General features: G+C 32.8%; 24 protein-coding genes and 1 pseudogene. 11 read left to right on the top strand and 14 right to left on the bottom strand.

All coding sequences use genetic code 11. From position 1 onward, the window contains the following. Window positions 1-41: 41 nt before the first annotated feature. Both BKH42_RS03330 and BKH42_RS03325 read right to left on the bottom strand, forming a co-directional pair. Window positions 42-638 (bottom strand): FAD-dependent oxidoreductase, encoded by a 597-nt coding sequence (locus BKH42_RS03330; protein WP_095294876.1) that lies wholly within the window; start codon window positions 636-638, stop codon window positions 42-44. Window positions 639-665: 27 nt separating this feature from the next. Beyond that, window positions 666-1469, bottom strand: a complete 804-nt coding sequence (locus BKH42_RS03325) for a sulfite exporter TauE/SafE family protein (RefSeq protein ID WP_095294874.1) — start codon at window positions 1467-1469, stop codon at window positions 666-668. Window positions 1470-1610: 141 nt separating this feature from the next. Here BKH42_RS03325 and BKH42_RS03320 point away from each other — a divergent pair, with 141 nt between their 5' ends. From BKH42_RS03320 to BKH42_RS03300, 5 genes are all read left to right on the top strand, one after another. Next, a complete protein-coding gene (locus BKH42_RS03320; protein WP_095294872.1) occupies window positions 1611-2393 on the top strand; it encodes a DnaJ domain-containing protein in 783 nt (260 codons plus the stop codon). 151 nt (window positions 2394-2544) lie between these two features. Further along, the gene (locus BKH42_RS03315; protein ID WP_095294871.1) at window positions 2545-3396 is read left to right on the top strand and encodes an NAD(+)/NADH kinase; all 852 of its coding nucleotides are present in this window, start codon (window positions 2545-2547) and stop codon (window positions 3394-3396) included. Continuing rightward, a complete protein-coding gene (locus tag BKH42_RS03310) occupies window positions 3393-4943 on the top strand; it encodes an AAA family ATPase (RefSeq protein ID WP_095294869.1) in 1551 nt (516 codons plus the stop codon). The genes BKH42_RS03315 and BKH42_RS03310 overlap by 4 nt, the downstream gene beginning before the upstream one ends. A 1-nt stretch (window position 4944) precedes the next feature. Then, window positions 4945-6270 (top strand): NFACT family protein, encoded by a 1326-nt coding sequence (locus tag BKH42_RS03305; protein ID WP_095294867.1) that lies wholly within the window; start codon window positions 4945-4947, stop codon window positions 6268-6270. A gap of 15 nt (window positions 6271-6285) precedes the next feature. Beyond that, on the top strand, window positions 6286-6588 hold the full coding sequence (locus BKH42_RS03300; RefSeq protein ID WP_095294865.1) for a hypothetical protein: 303 nt from the start codon (window positions 6286-6288) through the stop codon (window positions 6586-6588). Between the two features lie 267 nt (window positions 6589-6855). On the opposite strand, the gene carA is transcribed toward BKH42_RS03300, so the two are convergent. The 3 genes from carA to BKH42_RS03285 all read right to left on the bottom strand — a co-directional run bounded on the left by carA (window position 6856) and on the right by BKH42_RS03285 (window position 9931). Then, complete coding sequence (gene carA, locus BKH42_RS03295) at window positions 6856-7974, bottom strand: glutamine-hydrolyzing carbamoyl-phosphate synthase small subunit (protein WP_180673941.1); 1119 nt, start codon at window positions 7972-7974, stop codon at window positions 6856-6858. Continuing rightward, window positions 7974-8525, bottom strand: a complete 552-nt coding sequence (locus BKH42_RS03290) for a DUF507 family protein (RefSeq protein ID WP_095294860.1) — start codon at window positions 8523-8525, stop codon at window positions 7974-7976. The genes carA and BKH42_RS03290 overlap by 1 nt, the downstream gene beginning before the upstream one ends. A gap of 245 nt (window positions 8526-8770) precedes the next feature. After that, window positions 8771-9931 (bottom strand): tyrosine-type recombinase/integrase, encoded by a 1161-nt coding sequence (locus BKH42_RS03285; protein WP_095294858.1) that lies wholly within the window; start codon window positions 9929-9931, stop codon window positions 8771-8773. Between the two features lie 130 nt (window positions 9932-10061). Here BKH42_RS03285 and BKH42_RS03280 point away from each other — a divergent pair, with 130 nt between their 5' ends. Then, window positions 10062-10745, top strand: a complete 684-nt coding sequence (locus tag BKH42_RS03280) for a hypothetical protein (protein WP_095294856.1) — start codon at window positions 10062-10064, stop codon at window positions 10743-10745. A gap of 38 nt (window positions 10746-10783) precedes the next feature. Continuing rightward, entirely contained in the window at window positions 10784-11410 is a 627-nt protein-coding gene (locus tag BKH42_RS03275; protein WP_095294854.1) for a hypothetical protein, read from the top strand. Window positions 11411-11867: 457 nt separating this feature from the next. On the opposite strand, the pseudogene BKH42_RS03270 reads toward BKH42_RS03275, so the two are convergent. From BKH42_RS03270 to BKH42_RS03260, 3 genes and pseudogenes are all read right to left on the bottom strand, one after another. After that, a pseudogene (locus tag BKH42_RS03270) lies at window positions 11868-13763 on the bottom strand (PBP1A family penicillin-binding protein); the annotation flags it as partial. Next, the gene (locus BKH42_RS03265; RefSeq protein ID WP_095294850.1) at window positions 13757-14860 is read right to left on the bottom strand and encodes a pyridoxal phosphate-dependent aminotransferase family protein; all 1104 of its coding nucleotides are present in this window, start codon (window positions 14858-14860) and stop codon (window positions 13757-13759) included. The pseudogene BKH42_RS03270 and the gene BKH42_RS03265, both read right to left, overlap by 7 nt. A 9-nt stretch (window positions 14861-14869) precedes the next feature. Next, entirely contained in the window at window positions 14870-16189 is a 1320-nt protein-coding gene (locus BKH42_RS03260) for a methyl-accepting chemotaxis protein (RefSeq protein ID WP_095294848.1), read from the bottom strand. A 186-nt stretch (window positions 16190-16375) separates the two neighbouring features. Between BKH42_RS03260 and BKH42_RS03255 the strand changes: the two genes are divergently transcribed. Continuing rightward, window positions 16376-16822, top strand: coding sequence for a Fur family transcriptional regulator (locus BKH42_RS03255; RefSeq protein WP_095294846.1), 447 nt, complete (start codon window positions 16376-16378; stop codon window positions 16820-16822). Between the two features lie 3 nt (window positions 16823-16825). On the opposite strand, the gene pseI is transcribed toward BKH42_RS03255, so the two are convergent. Genes pseI through flgH form a run of 5 tightly spaced genes read right to left on the bottom strand, consistent with a single transcriptional unit; the run spans window position 16826 to window position 20637 of the window. Beyond that, entirely contained in the window at window positions 16826-17839 is a 1014-nt protein-coding gene (gene pseI / locus BKH42_RS03250) for a pseudaminic acid synthase (protein ID WP_095294844.1), read from the bottom strand. After that, complete coding sequence (gene pseH / locus BKH42_RS03245; protein ID WP_095294928.1) at window positions 17832-18299, bottom strand: UDP-4-amino-4,6-dideoxy-N-acetyl-beta-L-altrosamine N-acetyltransferase; 468 nt, start codon at window positions 18297-18299, stop codon at window positions 17832-17834. The genes pseI and pseH overlap by 8 nt, the downstream gene beginning before the upstream one ends. A gap of 41 nt (window positions 18300-18340) precedes the next feature. Then, a complete protein-coding gene (locus BKH42_RS03240; protein WP_095294842.1) occupies window positions 18341-19258 on the bottom strand; it encodes a hypothetical protein in 918 nt (305 codons plus the stop codon). Further along, complete coding sequence (gene pseF / locus BKH42_RS03235) at window positions 19255-19941, bottom strand: pseudaminic acid cytidylyltransferase (RefSeq protein WP_095294839.1); 687 nt, start codon at window positions 19939-19941, stop codon at window positions 19255-19257. The genes BKH42_RS03240 and pseF overlap by 4 nt, the downstream gene beginning before the upstream one ends. Further along, window positions 19942-20637, bottom strand: coding sequence for a flagellar basal body L-ring protein FlgH (flgH, locus tag BKH42_RS03230; protein WP_095294926.1), 696 nt, complete (start codon window positions 20635-20637; stop codon window positions 19942-19944). A gap of 92 nt (window positions 20638-20729) precedes the next feature. Between flgH and BKH42_RS03225 the strand changes: the two genes are divergently transcribed. Then, a complete protein-coding gene (locus tag BKH42_RS03225) occupies window positions 20730-21176 on the top strand; it encodes a GatB/YqeY domain-containing protein (RefSeq protein WP_095294837.1) in 447 nt (148 codons plus the stop codon). On the opposite strand, the gene BKH42_RS03220 is transcribed toward BKH42_RS03225, so the two are convergent. Further along, window positions 21170-21703 (bottom strand): phospholipase D-like domain-containing protein, encoded by a 534-nt coding sequence (locus BKH42_RS03220; protein WP_095294835.1) that lies wholly within the window; start codon window positions 21701-21703, stop codon window positions 21170-21172. The genes BKH42_RS03225 and BKH42_RS03220 overlap by 7 nt on opposite strands. A gap of 87 nt (window positions 21704-21790) precedes the next feature. On the opposite strand from BKH42_RS03220, the gene BKH42_RS03215 reads away from it, so the two are divergent. Both BKH42_RS03215 and gmk read left to right on the top strand, forming a co-directional pair. Then, window positions 21791-23254, top strand: a complete 1464-nt coding sequence (locus BKH42_RS03215; protein WP_095294832.1) for a hypothetical protein — start codon at window positions 21791-21793, stop codon at window positions 23252-23254. Further along, window positions 23254-23871, top strand: coding sequence for a guanylate kinase (gene gmk, locus BKH42_RS03210; RefSeq protein ID WP_095294831.1), 618 nt, complete (start codon window positions 23254-23256; stop codon window positions 23869-23871). The genes BKH42_RS03215 and gmk overlap by 1 nt, the downstream gene beginning before the upstream one ends. The last annotated feature ends 70 nt before the right edge of the window (window positions 23872-23941 follow it).

The following is a 23941-nucleotide window of genomic DNA, read 5'->3' as shown; positions in this document are numbered from 1 at the left end:
ATTCAAGCTTTCTAGGGGGTTTCCCCTAGAAATTAAAATTATTATTCTCTAGAGCCTTTGAAATCATGCATCACACTCACGCTTCCTTTAATATCGCTTAATATCGCACAGGCTGTTTCTGCTGAACTTCCCAATGCACAAGAAACCATTGAGGTTACTCCAGATGCGATTCCTGCAACATATATACCTTCTTTGATAAGGTTTCTACCTGTGGTTTTGAGTTTGATTTTTCCAGGTTTTGGCATCAAGGTGTGGGGTTCTATAAACTCTTCCAATCCTTTAACACCACATTCGCTTGCTCCTGTGGCAATGACTGCATACTCTGCACTAAAATCTCCTTGCGTACTTTTAACCAATAAAGCCCCCTTTTTTCCTGATATTTCAGCTACTTTTGCATCAATATAAGTTACTTTTGCAAGATCGGCTATTTGTTTTTTGATATGAGAAATGATTTCTTCACCCTGTATGCCTTTGGGAAAAAATGGTACATTATATACTTCAGCTTTTAAAATATCTGCATTTCCTTCATCAATGATGGTAATATCAAAATCCAAATCTTTATTGATAGCTGAAGCCAATATGAGTGCGGTGTTTAGCCCTGCGATACTCCCACCGATAATAACAATTTTCTTTTTCATTTCTAATCCTTGTAATATAAATTTTGGTTAGCCCATAACTAGCTTGTAAGCTGTGATGAGCATAGAAAGCATATAAATGCTAAGTAAGGCTATGCGGTGTATTTTTCCGCTAGAGATTTCAATAAGCTTGATACCTAACCATACCCCCACCATTGATGCTATACCTATATAAAATCCTGCGTGTAGAACTTCAGTATCAATCACATTTTGATTATGAAGGGACATGGTACCTGATATGGAAGCAAAAATCACAAAAAACAAACTCGCTGGAACGGCTTGTTTTGATTCATAACCTAGATAATACCCAAGAATTGGAACCATCAATAACCCTCCACCGATGCCTAAAGAAATTGCAAAGACTCCTGTCAAAGTCCCTGCTAAAATCAAAATGATATTTTTATTAAGTTCTGATAAAGCTGGTGGATTTTTATTTGCGGAACTTTTGAGCTTAAAGGCGTATTTAATAAAAGAATAAAATGTGATACACAAAAATAAAATCTTGAGCGTTTCAGAACTGATATTTTGTAGTACCATTCCGCTAAAACTAGCCCCAATAAGTCCGCCTATACCGACATAAATACCATCTCTTAGATTTAAAAAACCTTTTTTGTAGTTGATTAAAGATCCAAAAATAGAGGAAAAAATCATTTGCATTACAGAAATCCCGATAGCGTGTTGCATAGGGTATTTTAAAATCAACATAAAAGGCACAATGATAGTTCCTCCTCCAATGCCAAAAAAACCTGCCGCCATTCCCGAAATAAGCCCCACAGCGACGTAAATTAAAATATCTAAGTGCGATCCATTTTGAGCTAAAGTATCTAGTATCATTTGAAAATCCCTTCAACTTTTTGTTCTTATTATGCGATTTTAAATATATAAATTCATTTAAAAACTTAATTTTTTATTTTTATGGATTGATTTTTGCTTCATATATACCATAATATATGTGTAATTATATGGGGAATCTTAATGAGTGTGAGTTATTGCAATTCTTATGTTCAAATTGAGCTCTTTGAAGAGAGCGAATTATTTGAGAAAATAATAAGGTATTCTAATAAGCATTTTTTTGAGCAATACCATTTGTCTTCTTCTGTGCTTATTTTAGATGATGGAGAAAGATTCAAGAAAGATTATTTGATAAATTGGGCCTATCACGCTAGTCTGCAAGAGGAAAAGAGCGATCTTGATATGCTTTTATCGCACACTCATTTGCCTATTCGTATCAAAATACTCAAAAAAAATGACATTCTTCAGAGGGTGAAGATTTCATTGAGAGTGGTTGGATTAAATCAAGTCATTCTCACTCTTGAGAAAAAAAATGCTTTAGCTAAACGTTATTTGAAAAGTTTATTTGGTTTTTATTGTGATTTTGAATGTGAAAATGAAGTTCATCTTAGGGCAAAAGGGGAGGATTTTTGGAAACACATCATAAATCTCATTAGCTCCAAAGTAATCCACAATGTGCTGATTGAGTTTGATTATAAGGGCTTTAAAGGAGAAACGTTTGGCTCTTCTTTTCTCACTGAAGATGAACGCAATCTTAGAGAATGTTATATTCAATTGCAATCTAGATTTGATGATGATTTCAAGAGTGTAAAAAAGCGTTATTTAAACTTGGTTCGCATCTATCATCCAGATAATGTCTATGGAGAAAATGAAACGATTGTTCAAGACTATCATGATCGTTTCACAAAAATCAATGAGGCCTATGAAGTGATAAAAAAATCTCAAAAAGCATTTCTTCAGGCTTAGGTATGAACAGCATTTTATTTTATATTTTGATTTTTTTGGTAGTTATTGTGTGCTATCTTTTGGGTTTTGATATTGTGTATGGTGTTATGAAATTTTATTCTTATCTCTAGTTTGATACAATGATATGAAAAAATAAATTTAAAGATCTAATATGAATCAACCTGTGTCAAAAATAGGGGTCCTGCTAAGACCTTGTACTCCTAGATTAAAAGATACTTTTTTTGAAATACAAAAAGCATTCAATAAAAATAACATAGAAGTAATTTTAGAAAATTCTAGTGCCTCAATGATAGGTCTTGATGGCGTGGATTTTGAAAATATGTGTCAAAAAGTTGATGTGTTGGTTTCTTTGGGTGGAGATGGTACGCTACTTTCGGCGCTTCGTCGTAGCTATGGTTATAAAATTCCTGCTTTTGGTATCAATATAGGACACTTAGGCTTTTTAACCGCCATCAATCCTGCAGAAGCTGATGAGTTTGCATCTCTTCTTGCCAAGGGGGATTATAAAATTGATGAGCATATGATGCTTGATGGATCTTTGATTGGCTTTGAAAATAAAAAAAATCTTCACGCACTTAATGAAATCTTGATTTCAAAAAAAAATATTTCAGGATTGCTTAAAATTTATGCTAAGGTCAATGGAGAGCCTTTTAATGTGTATTATGCAGATGGTTTGATTATAGGGACACCTACTGGATCAACAGCCTACAATATAAGTGCGGGGGGTTCGGTAATCTATCCATTTTGTAGGAATATATTATTGACACCTATTTCTCCGCATTCTCTGACTCAAAGACCGATGGTTTTAAGTGATGAATTCATCTTAGAATTTCAGGTAGGAGATGATTGTATGCTAGTAGTTGATGGGCAAGAAGTTATGGAGATGAAAACAGAAGATACCTTGAAAATCAGCTCCGCACAACTTGGTGCCAAGCTAATCCAAAAAAAAGATAGGAGTTATTTTAAGATATTAAAACAAAAATTCAAATGGGGCGAAGAATGATAAATAGACTCATCATTAAAAACTCTATAGCATTTGAAGATGTGGATTTAGAGTTTAAAAATGGATTTAATGTTTTTAGTGGAGCAAGTGGAAGCGGAAAATCTGTTTTGATAGAATCTTTATTAGGGGTTTTTGGTCTTAAAGACGCCAATGCTGAGGTGATTGAAGCGAGTTTGGATATTTATTTGGATGAGTTTGGAGTGGATTTGGATGAATTTGGATTCACTCAAGAAGATGGTATGCTTGTGCTGAGTATTCTCAAAAAAGATAAGACAAGGTATTTTCTCAATCGTTACAATATCTCCAAAAAACGATTAGGCGAACTTGTTTCTAGATTTGCCAAACATATTTCTTCAAAAGGTGTTGATGAATTAAGAACAGAGAATATTTTGAGAATTTTAGATGATTTTATTGTTAAAAAAAATATTTCACATAAGGAACTTTTAGATGGTTTCATCGCTCATCATAAAGAGCTCTTAAAAACACAAGAGCAATTACAAATATTACAAGAAAAAGAAAAAAATATTCAAAATCTCAAAGAGTTTGCCGAATTTGAGATACAAAAAATCTCTAGTTTGAATTTGGTTGAGGGCGAATATGATAGATTGCTTGAACTCAAAAAAATTCTCTCGAAAAAAGAAAAAATTCAAGAAAGTATTTCTGAAGCATTACACGCACTAGAGGGTGTGTCTAAAATCTCCCATACGTTGAACTTGATGGGAAGAGAAAGTATGATTTTTGAAGAAGCTCTTTTGGAGGTTAATTCTATCATTGATGAAGAAAAAGAAAAACTTGAACAATTAGATACTCTTAATGCTGAAGAGATTCTTGATCGGATCGCTATTCTTTCAGATATCAATAGAAGATATGGTGGGATTAGCCAGGCACTAGCACATCTAGAAAATCAAAAACAAAATCTTCAGGATTATCAGAATTTGAGTTTTGATAAAGAGGTTTTATGCAAACAGATGGAGTCATTGAAAGGTATTTGCATCGAAATGGCAAAAAAGATTAGTGCGAATCGTAGTGGTTATGTCAGTGATTTTGAAAAAGAGATTTTACAACTTTGCAATCAATTGCTATTAAAAAAACCTAATTTGAGTTTAAAGCCCTGTGAATTGTGTTTTTCTGGTTTGGAGAGAGTTGAACTCACTTTGGAAGGCACAAGTATTGATGTGTTAAGTTCAGGAGAATACAATCGATTGAGATTAGTGATGATGTGTATGGATTCGCTCATCAATGGATCTAAAGGAATTTTACTCCTAGATGAAATTGATGCGAATTTAAGTGGAGAAGAAAGCGAAGGAGTAGCAAAAATGCTCAAAACTCTTTCAAAAACTTATCAAATTTTTGCGATTTCTCATCAGCCACATATGCCTGTTTTGGCCGATTCTCATTATTTGGTTTCTAAAAAAGATGGCAAAAGTAAGGTGCAGCTACTTCATAAAGAGGGCAGGATTGAGGAAATGGCCAGGATGATAAGTGGAGCGAATATAACTAAAGAAGCTCTTGAGTTTGCAAAAAAACGACTAGAAGAAAGTCAATAGAATGAAATTATGGTTACTCAAGAATATAGCAAGATTTCTCAGTAGCCAAGAGATGATACATAATATAAAACGCATTGATGACAATCTGCTTAAAGTTGAACTTAAAGAAAAAATATTTTATTTTGATATGACTAAGGGAAATAGTGGTATTTTTCTTGCATCAAATCCCCTCATAGGGGCAAAAAAATATAGTGCTCCTTTTGATGTGTTTTTGTCCAAATTTTGCACCAGAGCTAAAATAATTAGTGCGAATATAGATGGAAATAATCGAATTTTAAAGTTAGAATGCGATCAAAATGGCACTTACAAGAATACTAGATTCATCATAGAATTTGAATTTACAGGCAAACATACCAATGTTATTTTGCTAGATGAGAAGAATATTATTTTAGAGGCACTCAGACATATCAATAGTGATAGGAGTTCTAGAGAAGTTCGTGTAGGAGAATTTTTAAAGCCTTTAGATCAGAGAGATTTCATGCTTACTGAGGATATAAAAGATTTGAGTGATGAAGAGCTTTTTGCTGAGCTTAGAGATTTTTATTCTCAAAATCTAAATAAAAAATTAAAAATAAAAAAAGAAATCATCACCACCCAAATTTTAAAAAAAATAAAAAAATTAGAATTGTTGTTGCACGAGCTTCCTAAAGAGGATGAACTCTATCAAAAAGCACAAACATTATCACATAATGCGACTATCTTACTTGCAAATTTAAGGGAAATAAAAAATTTTGCTTCTAAAGTAAGGGTAAAAGATTTTTCTGGTTCTTATGTTGATATTGCTTTGCCTAAAGAAATCAGGACACCTCAAGAAGGCGTTAATATAATGTTTAAAGAGGCAAAAAAGCTTACCAAAAAAGCCAAAAATACACACATACAGGTTCAGAATTTGAGTGATAAAATTGATTTTTTAAGACAAGAAGATGTCTATATTCAAAATATCCAAAATCTTCAGGATCTGGTTATCTTAGAGCCTAAAAAACAAAATAGAAAATCTTCTCCTAAGTATGAAATCATATTTATTGAAGGAGTGAAAGTTTCCATAGGTAGAAACAAGGCAGAAAATCAATCTCTTTTAAAGGAAGCTAAGGCTGATGATATTTGGCTACATATCCGAGATGTCCCATCATCTCACATGATTATTCATTGCGGAAAAGGAAAAGTTTATGATGAAGTTATCCATAAAGCAGGGGAGATACTTGTAGGGATAAATTCAATTCAAACAGGAAATTTTAGTGTCGATTATACTAGGAGAAGGTTTGTGAAAATCATTGAAGGATCAAATGTGATTTATGCCAAGCACCAGACCTTCCATTATAAAAAATAATTTCAAGGATGAAAAATGGCAATCTCACCTATTGGTAATATCACCTATATTAATCAAAATTCCCAACTCAATTCTGCTCAACAGGCAAATGCAATTGCCAGAGGAGATATGGCAGATGTGATTGCAAAAGAATTTGAGGATAAGCTCAAAAATATTCAAGAAGTTCGTCCTACAGAAGATTCTCAATCTATCAATCCTGATTCAAAAGGAAATGGAAGCTTTGAGAAGGAGAATAAAAAAGCTAAAAAAGATGATCAAGTTCTTGAAGATAAGCAAGAGGTGGTTCATAGCACACACATTTTAGATATAAAAGTTTAGATTCAAATTAGTGAGTATTAAACGACTAGTATCAATTGCTTGAGAATGTTTCAAATGCATACCTTGCTATTATTATGATTAGCAAGTTTGGGTTCTTGGGGGTATTGAAATATGGCGATGAATCCATGAGTTTTATCCCATAGATTGGGAGGAAAGAAAGGCGAATCACTTTTTTAAGCGATTTGATTGTTAAAAATTTTCTAAAATTTGAGATAAACACATCATTGTTCGCACCCTCTTGAATGGCGATTTTAGATTATGATAAATTCAGATCATATCTGCAAATTGTCTAAAAAGGTTCCTTGATTCTTTTGGGCCTGGACTTGCCTCAGGGTGGTGCTGAACTGAAAATATGGGAGCATTTTTATATCTCAATCCTTCTATTGTCCCATCAAATAGATTTTGATGAGTGATTTGTGCTATTTCTTTAATTTCTTCTGGCACCGAGTAGTTGTGATTTTGAGATGTGATTTCCACACTTTGAGTGATGAGGTTTTTTACTGGGTGATTCCCGCCGTGATGACCAAATTTTAGTTTGTAAGTCTCATAGCCATTTGCAATTGAGAGGAGTTGATGGCCTAGACAGATTGCGAACATTGGAACTTTTGCTTCAACCAAAAGTTTGATTTCAGAAATTTCATTTTTTAACATCAGAGGATCACCTGGTCCATTAGACAAAAATACTCCAGAAATCTCGCCATTCTTGAATCTATCTATAATGAAACTAGCTTTGAAATTATGTGGTATTACTTCTACTTCAAGTCCTGTAGCTGTAAGTTCATTGAGGATGTTTCTTTTGATTCCAAAATCAATAGCAATGATTTTTTTGTTAGTTTTAGGGTCAGCATATTTAAGGGTATTAAAATCAAAAGTTGAGCTTTTGTGTATGTATGGGCTTGGCGTTGAAACTTCAGGAATGAGGTTGATTTCTTGGATTTTCTTGGATTTGTGGAGAATATTTTTAAGTTCGTGGGCTGAAGATATTTGAGTTGAGGCTACCATCATCATTGCACCATTATTACGAATGGTTTTGGCCAATGATCTTGTATCTACTTCTGTGATTCCAAGAATATCTTGAGATTTTAGAAAATTATCTAAACTTTCTTTTGCTCTAAAATTTGAATAAAACTCATTGTAGTTTCTGACTATAATTCCTTTGCAAAAAGCTCCTCTTGATTCCATATCTTCAGGATTTACCCCCACAATACCAATCTCAGGCATTGTAAAAACAATGAACTGACCTGCATAGCTTGGATCTGTTATGATCTCTTCATAACCAGTCATTGAAGTGTTGAAAACAACTTCCCCCACTGTAGTTTTATTTGCCCCGAAGGCTTTTGCCTGTAAAAAAAGCCCATTTTCAAAATAAAGATAAGCATCTTGCATTATAAAAATCCTTTTCTTTTTAGTTCTTCTTCATATAGTTTTTCAAAAACTAGTTCATATTCATCTGTACCTACAAGGATTTTTCTTTTGTAATTTTTGATTTTTTCTATCACTTCATCTTCAATTTCTTCATACATTTTGGAATAAGAATCAATGGATTTGAAAATAATATTTTTGATTAGATTTTCAGATATGCTGAATTTGATAAATCCTTCAAGGCTTAGTTCATCAAGTATTTTATGTGAGATATCGCTATATCTATCTTCCCAAGAAAGTAGAAAATTTTCTTGCTCGGCTATTTGACGCTTTATCATCCAAAAAAGTTGCCTTTCATCTGCACGCATAAATTCAATTTCATCAAGATTGTCCTCGAGCAGATTTTTAGCTTTTTGATCAATATCGGCTTCTTTTTTAATATCTTCTTCTAGAATCATTTTGGCGGTATCGGCGATCTTTTCTAGAGGTGCTTTAAGTTCTAAAAGATTGGAGTTTGCAATGTCCAATGCTATTTTATTTGCTACGTGCGATATATGGGTTAGTTTTAATTTCATTGGCTCACCTTTTAAATAATGAATTCCCTGATTTTAGCGAGTTTTAAGTAAATTTCTATTTAAAGATGTGCTATTTTTTGGGGAAACTCGATGAAATAATGAATAAAATTTTAATTTATATTAAATTTTAAATATATGTGAATAGTTATAATTTCAAATAGCATTGAATAAAACCCCTAACAATAGGTATTTAGAGATATAAACAATAGCCATTTTGTGTCATTTGTGTCAGACTTTAGAAATCTTTAAGCAATAAAATCACTTAAAAAAGTCGCTCGTTTTTCTTTGCTCTCAATGTATTTGGTATAAACCGATAAGGTCATCGCTATATTTTCGTGTCCCATCATCTTGCACCCTACCCATACAGGATCTTCTCCCTTGCTAATCATAATACTAGCAAAGGTATGCCTTGTCTGATAGAGTGTCCGTTTAGAAATATTTAATTTCCTAAGCAAACTATACCAATGCACACGTAATAAGCACTGAGAACTTTTAAAACCTTTATTTCTTTTAGAAACAAAAACATTGCCCATATTGTTGGTTAGTTGATATTGTTCCAACAATGCGTTTTTAACGATAGGAAGCATATCAATCACCCTGATAGAAGCTTTAGTTTTGGGTTTGCTAATAACTCCATCTCTAATGGCTTTATTAATTCTGATAGTATTATTTTCAAAATCTATATCCTCCCATTTCAGAGCCAACATCTCTCCAATCCTAGCACCACAAAAAAACGCTAAAGTGAGATAGTTTTTAAACCACCCATCAGCTCCTGCAATGATGTTTTTTACCTCTTCTAGACTAAAAGGATTTATCTTTGTTTTATCTGCCTTAGGTCTTTTGATAAGACTTAGCGGATTTTTGTCGATAATTTCCTCTGCTAAGGCATCATTAAAAATCATATTCAAAACCCCTCTTACGTTATTTAAACTTTGTGGTTTTATCTTTTTTAATAACTCATTTTGCCAAGATTTGACCTTAAAAGATGTGATTTCTGCAATATCCATATCTCCAAAATAAGGCAAAATGTCTCTTTGCAAAATCTGAATATATATTTTATGCGTTATTGCTCTCCTACCATTTTCTCCAGCTTTTAAACTCTCAAATGCAAAATCCCTAAAAAGATTTTTGGGACTATCTTTTAAATCTTCACCCTTTTTTATGTGAGACTCTTTTGGTATTATTGTATCGTTCATCTTCAAGAACTTATGCCAATTTGCCTCCACATACTCTAAATTTGGGGGCGTTGCATCTAATTTTTTTAAAAGCTCCTTAAAAAATATTTTCTCGCCAGAAAAATTATTTTGATATGGTAGGTCAAAAAACTTTCGATTTTTGGCACGAACAGGCGATGATATGGAGTGGTATTTTTGTAAAAAATACAGTTCAAACCACCTAAAATTCACTACATTTGATTTTTTTTATATTACCTTGAATGCAAAACCAATAAAATTTTGTATTCATATTGAAAATCAAGCAAAATTAATATATTATTACTTAGAATTTTGATAAAAAAATGACTTCTAGGGTTTAGTAATGAAAAAATTTTTATTTGTGATGATATTCTTTATGCTTGTAATAGTAACTCCCTTGATGGCTGTTCATATGAAGACATTTGGAGGGTTGGGTATTGGTTGGAATTCTGATAGTTTAACTCTAAGATTAACACATATGGGAGATGAAATTTTTAAAGCCAAAGGAGCAGATGATTATCCATATTATGAACTCTCTATCGGCGAGGAGTTTAGTTTTGATAAATACAATGGTCTTCAGATTTATACCTCTGGAGGGGTATTTCAAGAAATAAACAATAATTTGAATTTAAATAAAGGAATTTTTACTATTGGTACGAATTATGTGCTTGAAAGTGGTAAGTTCTTTAATGGGCTTGAATTGGCATTATTGACAGGTTTTGATATGGGAGCTAGATTTTCTAGTATATTTGGTAAAAGTGATGGGCTAGGTATTATTTTTCAAACAAAAGATTCTAATGATCCTGATCGTTCAATCACAAAAATATCTTTTATTATGGACTGCAACTTAGGACTTCGGCTAAAATATGAATGGTATGCGATTTCTTGGAATATCAAATTTCCTTTGTTTTCTTCAAATACTCCTATTGAAGTCAATGCTTATGCCCCTAATAAAGTTCCTCTGATGACAGGAGAAGTAATATCTTATCCTATAACTACTACACTTAGTTTTATATTTTTCTTATGAAGAACTATTTTATAGGTATTCGCTTACTTTGGTTGTTCTTGCTTTTACAATTTCAACTCTTTGGCTGTGGTTTTTTCACAAACTGTTTTGAATGGGAATACAAACCTCCAAAGATAGTGGATTTTTATTTTGATCGCACATTGCCTTTGTTTTCTGATATTAGTGGTTATCAAACTACGTCAGAATTTAATGCTGGAGGGATATTACATTTTGGTAGAAAAAACTTTGCAAAGAGCACTGCAAATAGCATTCTAATCTATTTGAGTGCTGGTTATGATGTGCTCCCGATTGTGTTTCGCCCAAACAATCCATTTGGATATAAGACTGGAGAGTTAGTAAAAACTGGAGCTTATGGCTATGGTATCGATGCGCAATATCCACTTATATCACTCAACCTAGAAAGTAGATTACTTTTATCTGATAGCCATAAAATAAAAATACTTGGATTCATAAAGGCATTGTTTGGTTATTCTTATGGCAATTATACTAGGACAGAACACATCATATTAGGAAGAGGGTATTATATGTGGTGGTATGATCGAACATATCACCCTGAAGTGCAAGTTGGATTCATTTTTGAAAACATAAGTGATAATGATGTCAGATTGGGCATTAAATTTAATTCGGTTGATATTTTATCTTTAGATTTTATCCATCGCTACTAATTAAAAGCTTGATTTATTGCACGAGTTCAAAAATTCAAAAAAATTCATATTTTAAGGGTTAGGGTGAAAATGACCCCCATTGGGGGAGGGTACCCCCTGAGACTCGCGATAAATAGAGATTTCGAGTATTCTTGTGTTTGATGTTTTTGACAGATTTATTTTGTAGAAGGTGAGGTTTAAAAAAAGGTTTTTATTTTAGGGGGGGGGGTGACACAAAATGCTTTTTTATTTTGGCACATTGAAAAAATAATCTACAAAACATCGTATTAAAAGTTTTTATACAAATTATCTCTTTGGATATTTCAACGATTGAAGAATGTGGCGGAGGATCAATCCGCTCCATGATTGCTGAACTTTTTGATTAGACTCTTTAAAATAAGAGTTTTTCATCAATCGTGTCTTGAGATTTATTTTCAGGTAGTTTTGAGGTTGTGGTGTAATAGTAATCACTTCCTTTTATTGTCTTTTTATTGACACCTTCAGGGGTATAAAATTTTCGTTTCAAGCCTGGATCAATTTTTAATATATTGCTAATAAAATGAGAGAAAACTGGAGCTGAGATAACGCCCCCTGAATCATTTTTTCCTATCGAAGTATTATCATCCCTGCCAAACCATATGATGGCTTGTACAGAGGGAGTAAAGCCACAAAACCAGCCATCAATATTGTTGTTAGATGTCCCAGTTTTTCCTGCTATCTCAATACCATTTACTTTTGCTCTTCTTCCAGTACCTCCTGCTACTGTCTCTCTTAGTATAGAGATGGTAAGGAAGGATTGCTCAGGGGTGGTTATCTGCGTAAATGGTCTGTCTTCAAAGGTTTGTATATTGCCATCTCTATCAGTGATAGTTTCAAATAATGAGGGTTCTACCATAGTTCCATAGTTAGAAAAAATAGAATATTCTTTTGCGGCTTCAAGGGGTGAAATACCCACACTTCCTAAGATAATAGACATATCTTTAGGAGGATTTTTAAATCCATAATTTATCAATCCTGAATAGATTTTGTCAAATCCAACTACTTCAACCAGATTGATTGTAGCTAGGTTGAGTGAATGGCTTAAAGCTTCTTTTAGGGTTACAAGTCCTTTGAAACTTTTAGAGAAATTATTGGGTCTCCAATATTCATCTTTATCTTCATTTTCCTCATCGGTATTGTAGGTTTTGTTAAAACTCCTAGCCACATCAGGAACTGTTGTGGCGGTAGAATAGCCTTTATCAAAGGCGATTTGATAAATAAAAGGCTTGATGGCACTACCAAATTGACGTTTGATTTGAGTAGCACGATTAAAAGCACTTTTACTATGATCAATTCCTCCTACTAGGGCTAGAATATTTCCTGTTTTTGTGTCTGTGACAATCATCGCACCATTAAGTGTATCATAATCGTCATTTTCTGCTTCTAAGGTGGGTTTTGGATCATATTTTGCGATGCGTTTTTTGATATTTTTATAGCCATAAAGCAAAGATTCTTGAGCTATTTTTTGGTAGTCTAAATCAATATTTAGCTTGATTTGATAACCTCCTGTTTTAATATCTTTGATGTAGCTGAGTTGTTTGATAACCTCATCTACTACATATGGAGCGGTATTTTGCGTGAGTGTTTGATTATAGATTTCAGGGATTTCACTAATGGATTTTTCATATTCTTCTGTGCTTATCCAACCAATCTCATACATACGTTTGATAATATTGTTTGCACGACTTAATGAAAAATCTAAATTTCTTGTAGGATCATAAAAACTAGGAGCTCTAGGCAAGGATACGATCATAGCAATTTCTTTGAGACTTAAAGCATTTAGAGGTTTTTTAAAATATCCCAATGAAGCAGTCTTTACCCCATAATAACCGTGTCCAAAAAAAGTTTGATTAAAATATCTCTCTAGAATATCTTCTTTTGATAATATATGCTCAACTTGTATTGAAAGCAACGCTTCTTTTATTTTCCTAGAAATTGTTTTATCCCGAGTGAGAACCATATTTTTGATAAGTTGTTGAGTGAGAGTGCTTCCACCTTCTAGATACTTTCCATTTTTGAGATTTTTGATAGTAGCACGAATAATGGCATCATAGTTAATTCCTCCATGTTCAAAAAAAAGTGTATCTTCTACTGCAAGAAGTGCTTCTATCATTTTTGGAGGTATTTCATCAAACCTTGAATAAAATCGAAATTCTGTGTCAAATACATTTGCAATTAAACGATTTTTTCTGTCAAATATTTGGGTTGTTAGTTGTGGTCTGTAATTTTTAATTTTTTGCACATCATCTCTTAAATCTATCCATAGAAATCCGACATAAATAATAATGCAGGCAACAAAAAAACTTAAAATAGAAATAGCAATCTTTTTTAACATATTTGACCTTCAGATTTTTTGATTATTTTACACAATTTTTTGGTTTGTTTGAGTGAGTTTTTTGTTCTTAAAGTAATCCGCAATATTGGTTCTTGAACGGTAGGTTTTCTGATAGCACCAACCAGGAAGCCATTTTTCTGAAGTTCTTTATGGGTTCTTTGCATGTCTTTGGTATTTTTGTATCTTACTACTAAGATTTGGGATTGTAATGGTGTTTGAAGTATTTTTTTGACCATAGCTTGAAGAGAGTGGATTTTATCTTTGAGGGTTTTTTTATTTCTTTGAATGTATTTTAGATTGATTAGTGCTAGGGTAGTGTCAAAGATAGATAGGGCAGTGGTATAAATAACAGATTTTCCACGATTGCACAAAAACTCTATAGTCTCAGTATCTCCAAGTATGTATGCCCCATAACTTCCATAGGCTTTTGAAAGTGTGCCCATTTTGATAAAGTTTTGGCAAATTGGTATGTTATGATAGTCAAAATAACCCAATAAATTTGTTCCAATACTCCCACTACTATGAGCTTCATCTACAATCAAAATCGCATTTTTATTTATTGCAATTTCTGAAAATCTTTTATCTGCAATATCTCCATCCATTGAATACACTCCTTCAATGGCAATGATTATTCTTCCTTTAGGGGGAGATGATTCTAAAAGATTGTTTAGATCTTCAGGATCATTATGTTTGAAAAATATAGCCCTATCCCCTAGCATTTTTGCGGCATACAGACCACTAGCGTGATATTTTTCGTCAATATAGATTTTATCATTTTTACGCACAAATGCATCAAAAAGTGCTATATTGGCTAAAAAACCACTCCCTAAAACAATACCATCTTTAAAGCCATTTAAAGAACAAAGATAATTTTCTAGTTCTTTATGCAATGAACAATACCCATTGACAATCATAGAGGCTTTTGGCGAGTGATGAGTTTGACATAAGAGGAGCTTATAAGCCTTTTTTAAAAGTTTTTTGTTCTGCGATAATCCTAAATAATCATTGGAGGCAAAATCCTTCAATTTATCTGAAAATATCTTACGCTCTCGATATAATCCTGCACGCTTTATGGCATCGAGTTCTTTTTCAAACATAGATTTATTTTAATGCTCAGACTTTTGATTCAATATACTTTCTATATTTTTGTTAATCTCTATTCTTTTTTCTTCTAACATTTCATCAATGCATTTCATTACCCCATTACTTCCACTTTCCATATTGGATATTCTCTGATCGATGAAGGCTTTTGAAGGTTCTTCTTCCTTTTCTTTGATGGCTTGAGCAAGGTTATTGGCTTCAGTATGAACGGTAGAATGGAAGGCATCTAGATTTTTATACCCCTGCGTAGATGAGAAATATTTTTTGCCTTCGCCTTCAAAATACCATTTACCCAATCGACAATTTTGGTGTTGAACTTGATTGAAAGAATCAGATAGCTTGAACACCAAAGCATAGAGGTTGTTTTTATATACAGCGTGATCGAGTTTTGCTAATGCACAAAAGATCTGATTATTGGAATTATAGATAGCGTATTTTGCAACTCTTGCACCCTCTTTGAGATGGGTGACCATTTGATAGATTCTATCCACGCTACTTTTAACTTCTTCAGTGATTTTATTGGTTTCATCAGTGCTATTTTGAATATCACTAGCTTCTTGTTGCATTGATTTTACAACAATCGCAATTTCTTTGGTAGCTTTTTGGGTTTTTTCAGCAAGTTTTCGCACTTCATCAGCAACTACAGCAAATCCTCTTCCATGTTCACCAGCTCTAGCCGCTTCAATAGCGGCATTGAGTGCTAGTAGATTGGTTTGTTCTGCTATATCATCAATCAATGAAATAACATTGGTGATTTCATTGCTTCTTTGCGTTAGAGAATCTACGAGCATAATCGCATTTTGCATTTTTTCATACAAATTATTTATATTTTCAGAAGCCGTGGTGCTGATCTCAAGACCGCTAAGACTATCTTTTTCTGATTCTGTGGCTTTTTCCAAAATTATTTTACTTTCATTCAAGATATTTTGAAAAGAATTTTGAGCTTCAAGCAAACCATTTTTTAAGCTTTGATGGTAGGTTTTGAAAAGATCTAGACCATTGTTTTTATCAAAAATTTCATCTGAAGGAATCAGACAAAAGTAGGGGATGCCATCAATCATTTTGCTTTTAACCCCATAGACTTGATTTTTGAGTTTCACATTTGTCGTGTTATCTTTCAAGATATGAGCGAGTTCTTCAATATTTGGAATTTTTAGAGCATTTTCATTTGCAAATACAATTTTTTCATTCTTAATACCAATAACAATCTCTGTGAATGAGAATTCTGCAAGTGTCTTGTAGATTTCAACTTGTTTTTGTAGTCGTTCTATTTCTGCTTTTTTTTGAGTTAGTTGCAATTGGGAATTTTTGCTATTACCAAACATGTCATCCTGCCTTTTTGTTTTGTCTGTTTTTGGTTTATTTTATGATACGAGAAGATTGTAAATGATTTTTGCCCAATAATTTATTAAGTTTGTATAAAATTAGATTTGTATAAAATTTTTATAATTTCCTTGACTTAATTTATTCTCACAAATAGATAAGCCAAGTTCCAATATGGGGGATCTGAAATGCAAAATAGACTAGAAACACTGGATTCAATACTTGATAGGCTTCGGATGTCAATTCGTAAAAATGGCTTAAAAAATTCCAAACAAAGGGAAGAAATCATCGCTGTACTTTATAGAAGTGGTACTCATCTGAGTCCTGAAGAGATTGCCTCTGAGATAAGAACCAAAGATAAAACAACAAGTATTTCTTCTGTATATAGGATACTTAGTTTTTTAGAAAAGGAAAACTTTATCACTGCCTTGGATGCGGATAAGAGTGGCCGTAGGTATGAGATAGCAGCAAAAGATCATCACGATCATATTATTTGTTTGCATTGTGGAAATATCATTGAATTTGTTGATCCAGAGATTGAAGAGCGTCAGATCAAGGTTGCTTCAGAACACAATGCAAAGCTTATTAGCCATAATATGAAACTCTTTGTTATCTGTGAAAAGTGTCAAAATTAAACCTCATGAGAAATCATCCATTTCTAAGGGTTTTCCAAATTTTAAGTCTTTTTTAGCTCTTTTTCCGAGTATCTCGTTGAAATACTTGGGTGCTAATCCATTATTTGGTCTAATTGATTGGATATTTCTTTCGGTTATGATCTGCCCTTTTTTGATGTCTTTAGATACAAATAAGCTTCGTGCGAATCTTCTTTGATTTGCCATTTTTTCTGGAGTGCTCTTGGGCTCTTTTTCTCCTAATGCCAAAATCGTGGAATTGATGGCTTGTACCATTTCTTCAAATTCATCTTTATCCAGACTAAAACTAGCATCAACACCACCTAGTTTTTTATCTAAAATAAAATGTTTTTCTATCATGCTTGCTCCTAATGAGGTGGCTATAATAGCCGATAAATGACCTTGTGTATGATCAGATAAACCATATTTCACCCCATATTTGTTTCCAAGTTCAGGCATTGATAGTAGGTTTGCTTCTTGTATGGGGGCAGGGTAAGAACTGGTACATTTTAAAAGTGTGATATTAGAATTTCCTGCTATTTTACACCTATCTAAAGCATCTTCAATTTCGTTTTGGGTTGCAATTCCTGTGGAGATAATGATGGGTTTTTGCGTTTTTGCTACTTCGTATATTAGATTTGTATCTGTGATTTCAAAGCTTGCGATTTTATACATTGGACAATCTAATTTCTCTAAAAATTCCAAAGCTTTCAAGCTAAATGGAGAACTGAAAATCATTATATCTAGGGTTTTTGCAAGTGTAAAAAGTTCATTGTGCCATTCCCAAGGCATATAAGCCTCTTTATAAAGCTCATAGAGAGTTTTTCCATCCCATAAAGTGCCAGAGTTGATTTGAAAACATTCATCTTGAGAATTTAGGGTTAAGCATTCAGGGGTATAGGTTTGAAGTTTGATAGCATCAGCACCCGTTTTTTTGATGGCAATCAAAGACTTTTTTGCTATTTCTAGGTTTTGATTGTGATTGGCACTGAGTTCGGCAACTATGAAAGGTTTATTCATTGTCATTCCTTTTTCCATAAATAAGAACATTTTCATATTGATTATTTTTTAAAACAAAATCTAACAATTTTCCCTCATAAATATAATGATGGTTTTCATAAAATATAATAGCTCTTTGGTTACTTTCTAAGACTTCTAAATGAAGAGTGTGTAAGCAAAACTCTTTGAAACCGATATGCTCAAGACATTTTAAAATTTCTTTCCCTGCATGTTTAAGCAAAGGATTTTTATAGATTCCCAAATATGCGTGTTTGTGTGTTGAGTTAATACGAGTAATTGAACCCACTCCTAAGAGCACCTCTGCTTTTTTCATTAGCCAATAATAACTCGTAGAATTGTTCTTTAACATAGAGATAAAATTTAGATGTGATTCTTTGGAGATATTTTTTGAATACATCCATTTTGAAGTTTCGGGGTGGTTTCTAAAATTTAGCACACTTTCAGAGTCCTGTTCATTCATTTGGGTAAAATCAATAGCATAAATATCTTGGGTATAAAAATTCACTCTATTGCCTCTGAAATTATCTGTATAAGCTCTTTTTCTAAAAGATTTCCAAAATTAATATTTTGTAATATTTCTATCATTTCTGTTCTTTTTTGCATAGGGATGATTGTATCGAAATCTTTATTCAAATTTTTAAGAGAAGTTAATTTCATTCCCCCACTTAGATCCCATTGCTTAGCTTGAAAGATTTGATTTTGTGCAATAGGAATGATCAATGTTGGTACTTTAGACATTGCCAATTCGTTCAAAGTACCGCCACCAGCTGATATAGCAACATCGCATTTTCTCATTATTGTTGCCATTTGTGATGAAGAAATATTTTGGTAATAATTCCCTGAAAAAATTATTTTTGAATCAAACTTTTGGGGTAGGATGATATGTTTTTCATAGTGCATCTGATCTAAGATTTTGAGAGTTTTTTGAGTCATATTTGAAGGATCAGAACCACCGAAGGTTATTAGAATATGCTGGATATTTTTTTTAACTATTTTTGATTTCAAAAATTTCTTATCTATGAGTGCGTATTGAATTCCTGTGAGATAGTTTTTTGTTTTTGGATAAAGTTGCTGTGCACCTAAAGCACCGTTGATAATAACACAATCAGGTGGGTATGAAGATTGATTTGTATCATCTAAAATGATGAGTTTTTTACAAGTCTTATGAGCTTTTTGATAAAACTCTTTACTTGCATGATAGCTATCTATGATGATGATATCTGTATTTGAAATCACCCAATCAAAAGTAGTATTATCTAGCCAATTTAAATATTGACTACCTTTAAGAGATTTGTTTCCATAGTGATAAATCAAAACATCTTTATAGTGCTTTTTTAAGATTTTTTTTAAACGAACGCAACGGATAAAATGCCCTAATCCATAAGGATATCCAGCTTCGGTGAGTATTTTGATTTTCATTTTATGAATCTGAGTTTATACTTTATCTCTGCAATCTCCCAGTCATCAATGGTATCAATATCTTGAACAAGCATACGAGGTAAGATAAAGGGTATGGAATGAGGATGAAAGATTGGTTTATTTTCAGAAAATGCCCTTGCCCTTCCCCAGTAAAAAGCCCCTGCATCGTGATAAACTTCTTTTAGATCCTGTGATCTACTCAAGCTATATTCTTCAAAAAGCATAGAAATTTCACTATTATTTATTAGAAAACCTCTCCAAGGTGAAAAATCAAATGCTACGCAGGAAAAAACATAATTTTTTTGAGGATTTTCCTGTAATTTTTCAAGGCTTGAAATAAGGTGATCAGGTTTTAATAGCGGTGCTGTTGGATAGATACAACAAACTAAATCATCGCTGCAAAGATCAAGTTTTTTGATAGCATCTGCAATCACAGGGACGGTGGGGGTATTATCAAGAGCGAGGTTCTTGGAGCGTAAAAAAGGGACCTCCGCATTGTAGCTTTTAGAAATTTCTGCAATTTCTTCATCATCTGTACTGACTATTATTTGATCAAAAATACCACTCTCAAAAGCATTTTTTATCGAATAACTAATGATGGGGTGATCGCAAAATAATTTGATATTTTTTTTTGGAATTCTTTTGCTTCCACCCCTAGCAGGAATGATGGCTATCTTTTTCATTTAGTAGGGCCATTCGCTTTCAAGTGCATCTGTGGCAATTTTTTTCTTATTGGAATTGCTCAAAGAACCAATATTTGCATATTGTATTTTTGCATCGGAAATATATTTTGACTGTATTGTATTGTTTCTGTTAATGTCATAAGGTCTTATGACGCCGCTGATTTTGATGATTTGCTTTTCTCCATCAACTAAAACCTCTTTATTCCCATAAATAAAATAATTTCCATTTTCTAAGACCTTTATGATCCTAGCTGTGATAGTGAGTGAGAGGCTTTCACTTTTGCTTTGATTGCCTCCGCCTTTAAAATTTGAATTATTTGCAGGTGCCAACATAGTGTAGTTGGTTTGATCATCTAAAAACTCCGTAGATTTCTTCTTGGATTCATCATTTCCATTGTATGTAAGTCTAGGAGGGTTTGAATTACCGCCTGAGGCAGTGTTGTATGTCTTTGAGGCCGTGTAATTTGCATTTGAAGTCTCGCTAATAACTACTGTGATGAGATCATCAGGTTTCATCGCTCTTCTATCGGCGAATAACGGCCTATCTCCTTGTCCAAACAAGCTTCCAGTTTTTCCAAATTCAGGAATAAAGTCTTTTGAGGGCATTTCCTCCACATAATCAGGTGGGTTCATATCAATTTCAGGTTCATAAGCACTAGCAGAACCAAGTGCAAACACGCACAGCAAAAGCAACATTTTATTCAAAGAAAAACTCTTCATTTTTCACAATCCTTTTGAAACTAAACTGCTATAATAAAAGCAAAATTTATTCCCAAAGGATTATCTAAATGAGTCAAATCAAAGAAAGAATGGCACAAGATTTGAAAACTGCCATGAAAAATGGTGATAACTTTACAAGAGATACTATCAGACTTTTAAATAGCTCTTTAAAACAAGTTGAAGTTGATAAGCGGATTTCTTTGAGTGATGAAGATGTTATTGGTATCTTAAAAAGTGCATATAAACAGCGAGTAGATGCTTCTATGGCTTATAAAGAAGCTGGGAGAGAGGATTTATTGCAGAAGGAAAACAAAGAAATGGAGGTTATTTTACAATATCTTCCTAAGCAATTAAATGACGAAGAACTTTATACAGAAATTTCTAAAACCATAGCGGGAATGGGGGAAGTGGGTCCAAAAGATATGGGCAAGGTAATGGGTGCTTTGAAGCATTTGAGTAAAGTTGCTGATGGACGCAGAATCTCTGCAATGGTTAAAAGTATATTGAATCAGTAAGGTTTGCATTGAGCGAACATTTTTCTAAAATAGCTTTTAGCTTTTATGATCATTTCCTTATCAGTGCTTTTTAATATCAATTCATAGTTATTTTCAAAAGCATTTTTACTCCAGTTTGCTGATCCTATGATGATTGTCTTTGTGTCTATGATGGCTAGTTTTTGGTGCATAATGCCATCATATTTTTTATTTTTATCTTGTTTCCCTTTTAAAAGACATGCATTGATATTATTATACTTACTCAAGTATCCAATAGTAGAATAAGGATTATTAATATTGCTTTCATAGTCATAAATAATCCTGATTTTCACCCCTCTTTTTGCTGCATCTTTGAGATTTTTAGCGATTTCTCTATTGGTAAAACTAAAAATGGAAATATCAATATTTTTTTCTGAGGATTGAATGGAGTTTATCAAAGCTATGAGGGCAGTTTTTTGTTCATATGGCATAAAATAAAGTTTATTGTCGGCATTTAAAATACCTAAAAAAAGGAGAGTGAAAGTGAGTTTAAAAAATAAATTTTTCATTTGTTTCCTTAATAAAAAATCAGGCAATTAACTGCTATAATCCTAACACCTTTTTAAAAATATAAAAAATAATTCGGAGTGGCTAATTTGAAAATACTTTTGATAAACAACGATTCAATGGTAAAAAAACTTTTTGAAGCCGTTGCTAAAAAATTGGGATTAGATTTGATCATTCAAGATAATCTCAAGCTACCTGATTTAGAAGATGATTTTTTCTTATTTATAGATGAGGGAGTCAGCGGGAACTATTCTGAACTTTTGAGTTCTCCTAAAGTGCTTAGTAGTGTTTATTTGCATAAACGCACTTCTAATCCTATAGAAGGGTTTGGATTTTATGTTAAAAAGCCTTTTTTGCCCACAGAAATTTTGGATATATTAAAGAGGAGATTGGCAGATTTTGGTATCACAGAAGACACTACTAGTAATCTTACAAAAGATGATCTTGCCGATATTCCTGAGCAGTCCTTAGCCATCGATGATTTTGATCTTGATGAGCTTGATGAATTGGACTTGAAAGATGATGATGACAAAAAAAATACAGAGCCACCAAAACCTATTCCGCATATTTCTGATAATTTTGATTTATCTGATCTTAAAGAGATACAGAATGTTCTAGATGATTTAGAGAAGGAAACGAAAAAACGAGATTCTTCTGAAGAAAAATTAAATGATAAAGATTCAGAGTTTGATTTTATTAAAGTGCAAGATGATGAAGATAAACCTGATGCTAGAGTAGAGCAAACTACTGAAGATATGCAAGAAGAACCCGATATTGAAGAAATCCTTAAGGATGTTAGGCTAGATATTCAAGAACAAAATACACAAGATGAAAAAAATGAAAAACAAACCGATGAAACAATCCAAAATGCAATGTCTGAATTTGCAGATGAACTTGATATTAGCACCATAGAATCTTCCTTACATTCGCCTAATGATGATTTTAATCTTGATGAAGATTTTCAAGGCGAAGAACAGAGCGTGATCAGCAAAGATGATGAAGCAAACGATATGCATTTTCAAAAAGATGATCAAATTCAAGAAGATGAGCAAAATGTTGTGAATATGAAAAAAACTCAAGATAATGAGGTTGTTTTACCATCTTCTGGCATACTTGATAAGAAACAAATTGATGAGGTTAAAAAAATCTTAGAAGAAACTCAAGATAACCAAGATGAAGATAAGGGGAATTTAATGGCACCAGCAAGTAAAGCAAAACAGATTGAAGAGATACAAGAAGAAGATATCGCTCATGTCTTTGATGATATTGATAACGGAGAGGATATGAAAGAAAAACATACAGAAAAAAACACAAAAGAAGATAAAGAAGATTTTGATGTGACATTTGATGATGCAGAAGATTTTTCCTCACAAGGCAATGGATCTAAAAAAGATACCATAACAAGTGATTCTAACAAACAAGAAACCACTGAAGCATCACAGGCAAATGGTATTTCTAATCTACTTAATAATACTTCCATAGATGGGCTCAAGTCTATTTTAGATGGAATGCAGCTCACTATTAATATTAGCTTTCCTGATAAGAAAAAATAATGCAAAATTCTCTTTTGGTGCTTTCAGGACCAAGTGGATCTGGCAAAAGCACTTTATGCAAGTTTTTGTTAGAAAAAATTCCTGAGATCTATTTCTCTATCAGTACTACCACTAGGGATCCAAGAGAAGGCGAAAAAGATACTGAACATTATTATTTTGTTTCTAAAGAGGAATTTCTTAGAGACATTCAAGAAAATAAATTCTTAGAGTGGGCAGAAGTTCACGGAAATTATTATGGCACTTCAATTTCTCCGATAAAATCAGCCCTAGAATCTGGAAGATTAGTGATTTTTGATGTCGATGTTCAAGGTCATCGGGGGATTAAGAAATACTATGGCGATCTTGTTCGTTCAATTTTTGTCACTACTAAAAACAAGCAAACCTTAAAGCAGAGACTCCAGAAGAGAGGAACAGATTCAGAAGAAACCATAAAATTACGTCTTATGCACGCTTATAGTGAAATGAAATATATGAACGAATTTGATTATTTGATTATTAATGATGATATAGAACGCTCAAAAGAAGCTATTTTATCTATTGCTAAATCTCTTCCTTATATCAGCAATCCGAAAGATTCTGAAGATTTATGTCTGCAATGGATGGAAAATTTATCCTAAAAAATTTAGAAAAAATATTTACTTTAGGGTATAATCATGGCAATTCAATATATTTAGAATAAAGGATTTA

It is taken from the genome of Helicobacter sp. 13S00482-2, assembly GCF_002272795.1.
Taxonomy (GTDB): Bacteria; Campylobacterota; Campylobacteria; order Campylobacterales; family Helicobacteraceae; genus Helicobacter_J.
This window is presented reverse-complemented; position numbering and strand designations above follow the sequence as displayed.